General features: G+C 72.2%; 10 protein-coding genes and 1 pseudogene. 8 read left to right on the plus strand and 3 right to left on the minus strand.

From position 1 onward, the window contains the following. Positions 1-220 precede the first annotated feature (220 nt). Together AB0F04_RS35545 and AB0F04_RS35550 are read left to right on the plus strand one after the other, a co-directional pair. Complete coding sequence (locus tag AB0F04_RS35545; protein WP_362049789.1) at positions 221-469, plus strand: hypothetical protein; 249 nt, start codon at positions 221-223, stop codon at positions 467-469. After that, a complete protein-coding gene (locus AB0F04_RS35550; RefSeq protein WP_362049791.1) occupies positions 466-1,734 on the plus strand; it encodes an MFS transporter in 1,269 nt (422 codons plus the stop codon). The genes AB0F04_RS35545 and AB0F04_RS35550 overlap by 4 nt, the downstream gene beginning before the upstream one ends. A gap of 338 nt (positions 1,735-2,072) precedes the next feature. On the opposite strand, the gene AB0F04_RS35555 is transcribed toward AB0F04_RS35550, so the two are convergent. Continuing rightward, complete coding sequence (locus tag AB0F04_RS35555) at positions 2,073-2,516, minus strand: helix-turn-helix domain-containing protein (RefSeq protein WP_362049824.1); 444 nt, start codon at positions 2,514-2,516, stop codon at positions 2,073-2,075. Between the two features lie 105 nt (positions 2,517-2,621). Then, a pseudogene (locus AB0F04_RS35560) lies at positions 2,622-2,819 on the minus strand (helix-turn-helix domain-containing protein); the annotation flags it as partial. 224 nt (positions 2,820-3,043) lie between these two features. Between AB0F04_RS35560 and AB0F04_RS35565 the strand changes: the two are divergent. The 3 genes from AB0F04_RS35565 to AB0F04_RS35575 are packed head-to-tail and all read left to right on the plus strand — an operon-like array spanning position 3,044 to position 5,476. Beyond that, positions 3,044-3,733, plus strand: a complete 690-nt coding sequence (locus tag AB0F04_RS35565) for a DUF4097 family beta strand repeat-containing protein (protein ID WP_362049794.1) — start codon at positions 3,044-3,046, stop codon at positions 3,731-3,733. A 19-nt stretch (positions 3,734-3,752) separates the two neighbouring features. Further along, the gene (locus tag AB0F04_RS35570) at positions 3,753-4,688 is read left to right on the plus strand and encodes an ATP-binding cassette domain-containing protein (RefSeq protein WP_362049797.1); all 936 of its coding nucleotides are present in this window, start codon (positions 3,753-3,755) and stop codon (positions 4,686-4,688) included. Continuing rightward, positions 4,685-5,476 carry an ABC transporter permease gene (locus AB0F04_RS35575; protein ID WP_362049800.1) on the plus strand — a complete coding sequence of 264 codons (792 nt, stop codon included), beginning with the start codon at positions 4,685-4,687 and terminating at the stop codon, positions 5,474-5,476. The genes AB0F04_RS35570 and AB0F04_RS35575 overlap by 4 nt, the downstream gene beginning before the upstream one ends. Positions 5,477-5,611: 135 nt before the next feature. On the opposite strand, the gene AB0F04_RS35580 is transcribed toward AB0F04_RS35575, so the two are convergent. Further along, positions 5,612-7,006, minus strand: a complete 1,395-nt coding sequence (locus AB0F04_RS35580; RefSeq protein WP_362049803.1) for an MFS transporter — start codon at positions 7,004-7,006, stop codon at positions 5,612-5,614. 375 nt (positions 7,007-7,381) lie between these two features. Here AB0F04_RS35580 and AB0F04_RS35585 point away from each other — a divergent pair, with 375 nt between their 5' ends. The 3 genes from AB0F04_RS35585 (at position 7,382) to AB0F04_RS35595 (ending at position 10,990) form a co-directional block, all read left to right on the plus strand. Next, positions 7,382-8,053: a DUF4097 family beta strand repeat-containing protein gene (locus AB0F04_RS35585; RefSeq protein ID WP_362049806.1), complete on the plus strand. Its 672-nt coding sequence runs from the start codon at positions 7,382-7,384 to the stop codon at positions 8,051-8,053. Between the two features lie 39 nt (positions 8,054-8,092). After that, complete coding sequence (locus AB0F04_RS35590; protein WP_362049809.1) at positions 8,093-8,608, plus strand: GtrA family protein; 516 nt, start codon at positions 8,093-8,095, stop codon at positions 8,606-8,608. A gap of 117 nt (positions 8,609-8,725) precedes the next feature. After that, on the plus strand, positions 8,726-10,990 hold the full coding sequence (locus tag AB0F04_RS35595) for an MMPL family transporter (RefSeq protein WP_362049812.1): 2,265 nt from the start codon (positions 8,726-8,728) through the stop codon (positions 10,988-10,990). Positions 10,991-11,199 lie beyond the last annotated feature (209 nt).

Here is an 11,199-nt window from a genome sequence, read left to right on the forward strand (position 1 = left end):
GGTGGCGGCGGTGGGGGCGCGGTCGTACGGGGCTGAGGGGGGCGGTTGTTCCGGCCTGCGGTTCGAGTGAGGCTCCAGCGTTCCGAGACGGCGCCTCATGACGGGGTTGTCAGGCTCCCGGAGAGGTTTCGCGTGCCGGAAGGCCCCTGTCGAAGGGGCCGGTCCTGATGTCCGTCTCCGGCCACATCGAGCAGCGTGGTGGTGGCGGCGGGCGGGAACGGTGAGTCCGGGTACCGTGCTGCCGCTGTACCTGGACGCGCGGGTCGGCCCCGTGCTGCGCCGCGTCGAGGCCTCGCGTCCCGGCGAGCGGGTGCACGCGGAGTTCACCGTCGTCATCGGCCTCGGGGCGACCCCACAGGCGTACTGCTTCAGCCCGTACGCCGTTCAGGACCTGGGCATCCCGGTGTCCCGGGTGCACTTCACCCTGCGGCCCCCGGGCCCGGACGAGAGAAGGCGGCCGGCACCATGACGGACACCGACGCGCGCGGCACGGCCGGCGCACAGACGTGGGCGCCGCTGCGCCACCGCTCCTTCCGGCAGCTGGCGGGAGGGCGCCTGCTGGTGTACTTCGCCAACGCCATGGCGCCGGTCGCGCTGGCCTTCGCGGTGCTCGACGCGACGGGTTCGCTGACCGATCTGGGGCTCGTCGTCGGGGCGCGTTCGCTGGCCAACGTGGCGCTGCTGCTGGTGGGCGGGGTGGTCGCGGACCGGGTGCGGCGCACGGTGGTGCTGCAGGGTTCGGCGCTCGCGGCGGCGGGTGTGCAGGGCGCGATCGCGGTGAGCGTGCTGCTGGAGGCGGTGTCGATCCCGCTGCTGGTGCTGCTCAGTGTCCTCAACGGGGCGCTGGCCGCGCTGTCGTTGCCGGCGTCGGCGGCGCTCACTCCGCAGACCGTGCCCGCGTCGCTGATCCGGCCGGCCAACGCGCTGATGCGCATGGGCACCAACCTCGGCGCGATCGCGGGGTCTTCCCTCGCCGGGATCGTCGCCGCCGTGTTCGGGCCCGGCTGGGGGCTCGCCGGGAACGCGGTGGCTTTCTGCGGGGCGGCGGTGTGCTTCCGCGGGGTGACGGCGGCGCCGGTGGCCGCGACCGGGGAGCGGGCCCGGCCGCTGCGGGAACTGCGGGAGGGCTGGCGGGAGTTCACCGCCCGCAGCTGGGTGTGGATCGTGGTGCTGCAGTTCGCGGTGGTCAACGCCGTGGTGGCGGGTGGCGTCCATGTGCTGGGGCCGGTCGTCGCCGACGACACGTTCGGGCGTGGGGCGTGGGGCGTGGTGCTGGCGGCGCAGATGGCGGGGGCGGTGGCCGGCGGTGTCCTCGCCGCGCGGTCGCGGGCCCGGCGTGCGTTGCTGTTCGGGGTGGCGATGGTGGCGGTGGAGTCGCTGCCGCTGGTGGTCCTCGCCCAGGCGCCGGGGGTGCTGCTGCTGACGGTGGCGATGTTCCTGAACGGGGTCGCCCTGGAGCAGTTCGGGGTGGCGTGGGACGTGTCGCTGCAGCAGAACATCCCGCCGGACAAGCTGGCCCGCGTGTACTCGTACGACGCGCTGGGGTCGTTCGCCGCGCTGCCGCTGGGCGAGATGGCCGCCGGTCCGCTCGCCGGGCACTTCGGGGTGCGGGGCACCCTGCTGGGGGGCGCGGCGCTGGTGGTGTGCGCGACGGCGGCGGCGCTGTGCAGCGGTCGGGTGCGTGCGCTGACGACCGTGGCGCCGGAGCCGAAGCCGGTGCCGGCGGCGGGGTGAGGCACAGGACCAGCCTCAGCGGGCTTCCGGGCTGCCCGCCGCGGTGAACCGCGCGTCGGTCTGTTTCCAGCGTGGTCGAGGGGTCCGCGACGGGGGTCGCCGGCACGCGAGGACGGTGATCCGGACGACGGAAGTGGGCGCGAGGGGCTCGGTGCTGCTCTCGCGTTCCCGGGCGAGGGCGGCGCAACCGCTCTGCGTCGGCTCCTGCTCCGTCGTGATGCGCTGTGCTGTTTCCTGCGAGCCGGCGGCAGCCGTGGAGGCGCCGCCGGGGAGGAGGCAGGGGCGGTCGTGCGGGACTGGTCCCGGGTGGGGTCCGGTGGGGCCGGTCGCGGCGGTGGTCAGGGCTGGGCGGCGGTGTCGTCCGGGGCCGCTTCGGGGTTGGTGTGCAGGACGGCGCGGGCCTGTTCCGCGGCACGAATGGTGCTCTCCTGGACGAAGTCGAGGAAGCGGGCGGCGTTCTCCAGCCGGGTGGCGGCCGGGGTTCCGGGGCCGAGGACGCCGACGCCCTGCCGTGAGACCTCGACGACCTGGGTGAGGGACCGGGCGCTGGCGATCATCGCCTGGTACCAGACGTCCTCGCCGACGACGTAGCGCTCGCGGCGGCGTTCGTCGCGCTCCCGGCGGACCAGGCCCTGGCTCTCCAGGTACGTGATGGCCTTGGAGACGGACGCCGGGCTGACCATGAGGCGCCGGACGAGTTCCGCGGCGGTGAGGCTGCCCTCGTCGGTGGTGTAGAGGCCGACCAGCACCCTGGACATCATCTTGGGCATGCCCGAGGCCATGAAGACGGTGGTGAGGGTCTCCTCGTACTCGCGCACGGCTTCGGCGTCGCGTCCGTGGGGCTGCTCGGGCGTCTGCTGTCCGTCCCGGGGTGTGGCCTGCCGACGGCGGTGGGCGCGGCGTTCGGTGGCGCGGTGGGCCAGGTCGGCACGGTAGGCGGTGGGGCCGCCGTTGCGCATCACCTCGCGTGTGATGGTGGAGGTCGGGCGGTCGAGGCGCCTGGCGATCTCCGCGTAGGGGAGGCCGTCGGCCAGCCCCAGCGCGATCTGCTGGCGTTCCTGCTGGGTGAGTCGGCCTCCCGGCATCGCGGTCTCCTTCGTGGTCCGTGGTGAAGGCCAGTATAGCGTTCATCTCCATCCCATTGCAACGCGCCCGGAGGTGGGATGTTGCGTTGATTTTGGTCCCAGTGCAACGATTTCAATGCTCCGAGCTGCGGTTATCGTCGTATATCGCAACGACCTTGTTGCTGGATCCGTGAATGCACCGTAGCGTTTCTGTCATCGGAAACGAACAGGCCGAGGAGCCCGCGATGCAGAAGACCCAGAGCACGACGCGCACGTTCGACGCCCACGCCCCCATCGCGGCCGTGGTGGACGTGGCGGCGGGGCACATCCGGTTCATCGCCGCCGACCGGGCCGACACCACCGTCGAGGTGCTGCCCGCCGACCCGGCCAAGAGCCGGGACGTGAAGGCGGCCGAGCAGGCCACGGTCGAGTGTCACGAGGGTGTCCTGCGGATCGGGACCCCGGTGAAGAACCAGTACTTCGGTGCCTCCGGCGCCGTCGAGGTCACCGTCCAACTCCCCGCCGGCTCCCGCGTCGAGGTGAAGGCCGCCAGTGCCGAAGTCCGCGGTGTGGGGCGGCTCGGCGACGTGACCTTCGAGGGCGCGCACGGCACGGTCAAGCTCGACGAGACCGCGAGCGCCCGCCTGACCCTCCAGGCCGGCGACATCACCGTCGGCCGCCTCAACGGCTCCGCCGAGATCAGCACCCGCAAAGGCGACCTGAACGTCACCGAGGCCGTCCACGGCACGCTCACCCTGCGCACCGAGCACGGCCACATCACCGTCGGCGCCGCCCGCGGCACCTCCGCCACCCTCGACGCCGGCACCTCCTCCGGCCGGATCCGCAACTCCCTCACCAACGCCGACGGTTCCGAGACCGGCCTGACCATCCACGCGACCACCTCCTACGGCGACATCACCGCCCGCAGCCTGTGACGAAGGAGCCCTCACTCTCATGACGAACCCGGCCATCGCGGCGCACGGGCTGCGCAAGTCCTACGGCGACAAGACCGTCCTCGACGGCATCGACCTGACCGTCCCCGAAGGAACGGTCTTCTCCCTGCTCGGCCCGAACGGCGCCGGCAAGACCACCGCCGTGAAGATCCTCTCCACCCTCATCCGCGCCGACGCCGGTGAGATCCGCGTCGGCGGCCACGACCTGGCCACCCACCCCCAGGCGGTACGCGCGGCGATCGGTGTCACCGGCCAGTTCTCCGCCGTCGACGGCCTGATCACCGGCGAGGAGAACATGCTGCTGATGGCGGACCTGCACCACCTCTCCCGCGGTGAGGGACGCCGGGTCACCGCCGAACTCCTCGAGCGGTTCGACCTGGTCGCGGCGGCGAAGAAGCCCGCCTCCACCTACTCCGGCGGCATGAAGCGCCGCCTGGACATCGCCATGACCCTGGTCGGCGACCCGCGGATCATCTTCCTCGACGAGCCCACCACCGGCCTCGACCCGCGCTCCCGCCACACCATGTGGCAGATCATCCGCGACCTGGTCACCGGCGGCGTCACCGTCTTCCTCACCACCCAGTACCTGGAAGAGGCCGACGAACTCGCCGACCGCATCGCCGTCCTCCACGACGGCCGCATCGCCGCCGAGGGCACCGCCGGCGAACTCAAGCGGATCGTCCCCGGCGGGCACATCCGGCTGCGCTTCACCGACCCCGCCGTCTACCGCGCCGCCACCGCCACCCTGCGCGAAGCCACCCACGACGACGAGGCCCTCGCCCTCCACCTTCCCAGCGACGGCAGCCAGCGCGACCTGCGCGCGGTGCTGGACCGGCTGGACGCCGCCGGCGTGGAAGCCGACGAACTCACCGTCCACACCCCCGACCTCGACGACGTCTTCTTCGCCCTGACCCAGCCCAAGGAGGCCCTGCGATGAGCAGCCCGACCCTCGCCCTGCGCGACTCCGCCACCATGCTGCGCCGCAACCTCCTGCATGCCCGGCGCTACCCCTCCCTCACCCTGAACCTGCTGCTCACGCCGGTGATGCTGCTTCTGCTGTTCGTCTACATCTTCGGTGACACCATGAGCGCCGGCATCGGCGACGGCGGCGCCGACCGCTCCGAGTACATCGCCTATCTCGTCCCCGGCATCCTGCTCATGACCATCGGTTCGACCACCATCGGCACGGCCGTGTCCGTCACCACGGACATGACCGAGGGCATCATCGCCCGCTTCCGCACCCTGGCCATCCACCGCGGGTCGGTGCTCGTCGGGCATGTCGTCGGCAGCGTGCTCAAGTGCCTGATGAGCGTGCTCCTCGTCGCGGCCGTCGGCTTCGCCATCGGGTTCCGCTCGACGAATGCGACGGCCCTGGAATGGATCGCGGCGCTCGGCCTGCTCGTGCTGTTCTCCCTGGCCCTCACCTGGGTCGCGGTCGGCATGGGCCTGTCCAGCCCCAACGCCGAGGCGGCCAGCAACAACGCCATGCCGCTGATCTTCCTCCCGCTCATCTCCAGCACCTTCGTCCCGGTCGACGCGATGCCGGGCTGGTTCCGGCCGATCGCCGAGTACCAGCCGTTCACCCCCGCCATCGAGACCCTGCGCGGGCTGCTCCTCGGGACCGAGATCGGCCACAACGGGTGGCTCGCCGTCGCCTGGTGCCTGGGACTCGCCGTCCTCGGCTACTTCTGGTCCAAGTCCCTGTTCGACCGCGACCCCGCCTAGTGGCGGCAGGGGAGCGCACAGGGGAGCCCCCGCCGAGACGTCCCGCCCCACCCCTCGAAGGCCCGTCACCGCCGTCACCGCGACGGCCGGACGGGCCTTCGAGCATGCCGGGGCCGGGGAGCCCGGGAGCCGCTCTCAGCGGCGCCGCAGGAGCAGTGCCGCCAGCAGTGCGCAGCCCGCGAAGGCCGCCCCCGTGACGAAGCCGCCCGTCATCCCGCCCGTGTGCGAGGAGACCATGACGAGCGTGGCCAGGCCGATCGAACCACCCACGGACTGAAGGGAGTTGAGGACACTTGAGGCCGTGCCCGCCTCGTCGCCGCGCAGCCCCGACGTGGCCAGGACCGTCGGCGGCAGCACACAGAACGCCATTCCCGCACCGAGCAGCACCAGCGCCGGCAGCACCGTGCCGGCGTAGCCGTCGCCGGCCGAGAGTGCGGACAGCCACAGGTTGCCCGTCACCAGCAGCGCGGCGCCCGTGGCCCACAACCGGCGGGTGCCGACGTGCCGTTCGAGCCGGCCCGCGGCCGCCGCCGCCACGGCCATCGTCACCGGCAGCGGCAGCAGGGCGCAGGCGGTGGCCAGCGCCGACCAGCCGTGCTCCCGCTGGAAGTACTGGTTGAGGAAGAAGTACGTGCCGATCAGCGCGCCGGGCACGGCGAGCGTGCCCAGGTACGCGAGCAGCCGGTCGCGGTCGGCGAACAGCCGCGGCGCCACGATCGGCTGCTGCGCACGCCGCTCGACGGCCGCGAACACCGTCAGGGTCAGGGCGCCGCCCAGCACGCAGCCCACGACCACGGGGTCGCTCCAGTCCCGTTCGGCGGCCTGCGCCAGCCCGTAGACGAGCAGGGCGGCGCCCAGCGCGGACAGCAGCGCCCCGGGCAGGTCGAAACGGCCGCGGTGACGGGGGGTCTCGTCGAGCACGAACGGTGCGAGCAGCACGATCGCCAGCCCCAGCGGAACATCGAGGTAGAGCACCCAGCGCCAGGAGCTGAGCGAGGTGAGCGTGCCCGCCAGGAGCAGTCCGCCGGCGGTGCTGACCGCGCCCACCATGGTGCACACGGCGATGGCCCGCTTGCGGGCGGTCCCTTGCGTGAACGTGCTGAGCAGCAGGGCGAGGCCGCTGGGCGCCGCGAGCGCCGCACCGGCGCCCTGCAGTGCCCGCACGGCGATCAGGAACTCCGCCGACTGGGCGAGGCCGCGCAGCGCCGCGGCGGCCGTGAACAGGGCGACGCCCGCCATGAACACCCGGCGGCGGCCCAGGATGTCACCGGCCCGGCCGCCGAGCAGCAGCAGTCCGCCGAAGGTGAGCAGATAGGCGTTGATGACCCACGCCGCGCCCATGGCGGACAGTCCGAGCGTCTCGCGCAGGCCGGGCAGCGCGATGTTCACGATCGGGTCGTCGAGCTGGATCATCGCGTTGCATCCGGCGATCACGCCGAGCGCCGCGGCGCTGCGTGCCCGGCCACCGGCGCGCCGGACGGACGGCGCCTCGGGCACCGCCACCGGCGGCTCCGACACCTGCGCGGTCATGGACGGCCTCCTGACGAAGAACGGGGAGCGGGAGTCGCCGGTCACCGTCCCAAGAACGGCCGGAGAGCCGGTCCAGCGCCGCTCGAAGCCGGGCCGGGAAACTCCCACAGGTCGTCCGCAGGGCGGCCTGGGCCGCGGTGCAGCGGCAGACGCCGAAGCGGGTCGGCACCACCGCACCCACGCGCATCTATTCGCGTTCATTCCCGTTCATTGCAACGAAAGCCACGAGGGTTGTTGCTTTATCTTCAAAGCCATTGCAACAGTTTCTGTGCTTTGAACTGCTCTTTTGTTTTAAGCGTGCAACATCAGAGTTGCTGATTATGTGAACGCAACGTAGTGTTTCTGGTGTCGGAAACAACAGCCAAGGAGCCCGAGATGCAGACGTTCAAGACCCCCGCCCCCATGACCGTCGTCCTGGACATCCCGGCCGGACGGATCCGTTTCACCGCCGGGGACCGGACCGGCACCACTGTCGAGGTCAAGCCCGCCGACCCCGCCAGGAGCCGGGACGTGAAGGCGGCCGAGCAGACCACGGTCGAGTGTCGCGACGGCGTCCTGCGCATCGGGACCCCGGCGGCGACGAACCCGCTGCTGGGTGCCTCCGGCTCCCTCGACGTGAGCGTCGAACTGCCCGCCGGCTCCCACGTCGAGGCGAAGGCCGCCAGTGCCGAAGTCCGCGGTGTGGGGCGGCTCGGCGACGTGACCTTCGAGGGCGCGCACGGCACGGTCGAACTCGACGAGACCGCGAGCGCCCGCCTGACCCTCCAGGCCGGCGACATCACCGTCGGCCGCCTCAACGGCTCCGCCGAGATCAGCACCCAGAAGGGCGACCTGAACGTCACCGAGGCCGTCCACGGCACGCTCACCCTGCGCACCGAGCACGGCCACATCACCGTCGGCGCCGCCCGCGGCACCTCCGCCACCCTCGACGCCGGCACCTCCTCCGGCCGGATCCGCAACTCCCTCACCAACGCCGACGGTTCCGAGACCGGCCTGACCATCCACGCGACCACCTCCTACGGCGACATCACCGCCCGCAGCCTGTAACACGCCGCCCGAGCCTGGCCCTCGAGGAAGGACGCCGCCATGAAGTCGCCGCTCGACCACCCGCCCCACGGGGCGACCGGAGCAGGCCCCGGCGCCGTCGCGTCCTTCCTCCGGTTCGCCGTCCTCGGCGGCGGCGCCGGGGTCCTCTGCAGCCTCGCGGTGCCGCTGCTGGCCGTGAACATGCCCTGGGCGCTGGCGAACGCGGTCGTCACGGTCGTCTCCACCCTGCTGTGCACCGAACTCCACGCCCGCTTCACCTTCGCCAGGGGGCACGGCGCCGGATGGCGTGAGCACTGGCAGTCGGCGGGCTCGGCGACGGCCGCCTACCTGGCCACCGGCCTCGCGGTGTGGGCGCTGCACCTGCTGCAGCCCTCCCCCGGCCCGCTGACCGAGCAACTCGTCTACCTCGGCGCCTCCGGCCTCGCCGGCGCGGGCCGCTTCCTCGTCCTGCGCTGCTACGTCTTCGCTGCCCGCCGCAGCTGGCCGGAAGTGATCTCGCCACTCGACGTCCGCTTGAGGACCAATCTCGCTTCGCCGCCTCATCCGGCCCTGTGACCACTCATGGGGTCAACGTGTGTACATGCCGGTGCCGATTCACCCCTGTGCTGTGGCCGGGGGCGGCCGGCCCTCTGTGTCCCTCATGCCAACCATCCGATGGAAGTGCGGTTTCCCGTGGCTACCTTCCTGTACAAACTCGGCCGCTTCGCCTTCCGGCGGCGTGGCCTCGTCACCCTGCTGTGGGTGCTGATCGTCGTCGGGGTCGGCGCCGCGGCCTCCTCCGCCCCCACGCCGCCGACCGAGCAGTTCTCGATGCCGGGCACCGAGTCGCAGAAGGCGTTCGACCTCCTGGAGGAGAAGTTCCCCGACGCCGCTGCCGACGGCGCCACCGCCCGCGTCGTGATCCGGGCGCCCGGGAGCAAGGAGATCACCGACGTGAAGCCGGCGGTCGACCGGCTCCTCGGTGAGCTCGGCAGGGCGCCCCAAGTGGCGGGCGTCGCCGACCCGTTCACCGCCGGCTCGATCAGCGCGGACGGCCGCACCGCCTACGCCGTGGTGACCTACGACGTCACCGCGCCCGACCTCACCGACGAGGCGCACGACGCGCTCACCAAAGCCACCGACCGGGCCCGCGACGGCGGGCTGAGCGTCGAGGCCGGCGGTGACGCCGTCGCGATCGAGCAGACCATGTCCGGCACCGGCGAGCAGATCGGCGTGCTGATCTCGGCCATCGTGCTGTTCCTCACCTTCGGCTCGGTACTCGCCGCCGGCATGCCGCTGCTCACCGCCCTGATCGGCGTGGGCGTCGGTGTCTCGGCCATCACCGCGCTCGGCTCCACCCTGGGGCTGTCGGCCACGACGTCGACGCTGGCGATGATGATCGGCCTCGCGGTCGGCATCGACTACGCCCTGTTCATCGTCTCCCGCTACCGGTCCGAGGTCGCCGAGGGCCGCACCCCGCAGGAGGCCGCGGGCATCGCCACCGGCACCGCCGGCTCGGCCGTCGTCTTCGCCGGGCTCACCGTCATCATCGCGCTGGCCGGCCTCGCGGTCGTCGACATCCCGATCCTCACCAAGATGGCCCTCGCCGCGGCGGGCACGGTCGCCGTCGCCGTACTGATCGCGGTCACCTTCGTGCCCGCCCTGCTCGGCTTCGCGCCGCGCCGGGTGCTGCGGGTCGCGGACCGCCGTCTCGTCCAGGCCAAGAAGCCGCTGTCGGCGCGCAAGCTGGCCAAGTCCGAGAAGAAGGCCGCGAAGCTGGCCGCGCGGACCAAGCCCAGCCTGTCCACCCGCTGGGCCTCCTTCGTGGTGCGCCGCCCGCTCGGGGTGCTCTTCCTCGCGGTGATCGGACTCGGCGCGATCGCCCTGCCCGCCACCAAGCTGGAACTCGGCCTGCCCGGCGAGGGCACGATGGCCACCGACACCACCCAGCGCAAGGCCTACGACCTGCTGTCCGACTCCTTCGGGCCCGGCTTCAACGGCCCGCTGACCGTGACCGTCCAGGGCAAGGACGCGGCCGCCGCCGGTGACAGGGTCGGCGAGAGCCTGAAGAGGACCCCCGGAATCGCCTCGGTCTCCAAGGCCACCGCCAACAAGGCCGGCGACACCGCCCTCTTCAGCATCGTGCCGAAGACCGGCCCGACCGACACCGAGACCGAGCGGCTGGTCAAGGACATCCGTGGCAGGGCCGGTGCGCTGGCGGCGTCCTCGGGGGCCACCGAGATCCTGGTGACCGGCCAGACCGCGCTGTTCATCGACTTCTCCCAGACCCTGTCCGACGCGCTGCTGCCCTACCTGGCCCTGGTGGTCGGCCTGGCCTTCCTGCTGCTGCTCCTGGTGTTCCGCTCCGTCCTGGTCCCGCTGAAGGCGGCGCTCGGCTTCCTGCTCTCGGTCAGCGCGGCGCTCGGCGCGCTGGTCGCGGTCTTCCAACTCGGCTATACCGCCGGCTTCTTCGGCATCGAGCAGACCGGACCGATCATGACGACACTGCCCATCTTCATGATCGGCGTGGTCTTCGGCCTCGCCATGGACTACGAGGTCTTCCTGGTCACCCGGATGCGGGAGGCGTACGTCCACGGCGCCTCGGCGAAGGACGCCGTCGTCACCGGCTTCCGCCACAGCGGCCGGGTGGTCGTGGCCGCCGCGATCATCATGATCAGCGTCTTCTCCGGCTTCATCTTCGAAACCGACGACCTGGTCGCGATGATGGGATTCGGCCTCGCCTCCGCCGTCCTCTTCGACGCCTTCGTGGTCCGGATGGCGATCGTGCCCGCCGTGCACTCCCTGCTCGGCGACACCGCCTGGTGGCTGCCGAAGTGGCTCGACCGGCTGCTGCCGAACGTGGACGTCGAGGGCGAGAAGCTCCAGCAGCGGCTGCGCTCCGGCTCTCCGGAGGGCCCGCGGACCGGCCAGGAGTCCGAGCCGGACCTCGTGCACTGAGGCACGGCGCGGTAGGGCGGCCGCGGCCCGGCGCAACCCGAACCGGGTGGGGGTGGGCCGCGGTCCCTCCGACGGGCTTTCGGCGGCCCCGCGGGGCGGGGCCGCTCCGGTGTCGTCAGCCGATGACGGTCCAGGTGTCGCCGCCGGCCAGCAGTGCGCCCAGGTCGCCCTTGCCGTGCTGCTCGATCGCGGTGTCGAGCTGGTCGGCC

Source organism: Streptomyces sp. NPDC029041 (assembly GCF_040637515.1).
Lineage (GTDB): Bacteria > Actinomycetota > Actinomycetes > Streptomycetales > Streptomycetaceae > Streptomyces.

Coding starts and splice junctions, on each gene's coding strand:
- AB0F04_RS35550 (WP_362049791.1), top strand. CDS start 466: ATGACGGACACCGACGCGCGCGGCACGGCCGGCGCACAGACGTGGGCG.
- AB0F04_RS35555 (WP_362049824.1), bottom strand. CDS start 2,516: ATGGCCTCGGGCATGCCCAAGATGATGTCCAGGGTGCTGGTCGGCCTC.
- AB0F04_RS35565 (WP_362049794.1), top strand. CDS start 3,044: ATGCAGAAGACCCAGAGCACGACGCGCACGTTCGACGCCCACGCCCCC.
- AB0F04_RS35570 (WP_362049797.1), top strand. CDS start 3,753: ATGACGAACCCGGCCATCGCGGCGCACGGGCTGCGCAAGTCCTACGGC.
- AB0F04_RS35575 (WP_362049800.1), top strand. CDS start 4,685: ATGAGCAGCCCGACCCTCGCCCTGCGCGACTCCGCCACCATGCTGCGC.
- AB0F04_RS35580 (WP_362049803.1), bottom strand. CDS start 7,006: ATGACCGCGCAGGTGTCGGAGCCGCCGGTGGCGGTGCCCGAGGCGCCG.
- AB0F04_RS35585 (WP_362049806.1), top strand. CDS start 7,382: ATGCAGACGTTCAAGACCCCCGCCCCCATGACCGTCGTCCTGGACATC.
- AB0F04_RS35590 (WP_362049809.1), top strand. CDS start 8,093: ATGAAGTCGCCGCTCGACCACCCGCCCCACGGGGCGACCGGAGCAGGC.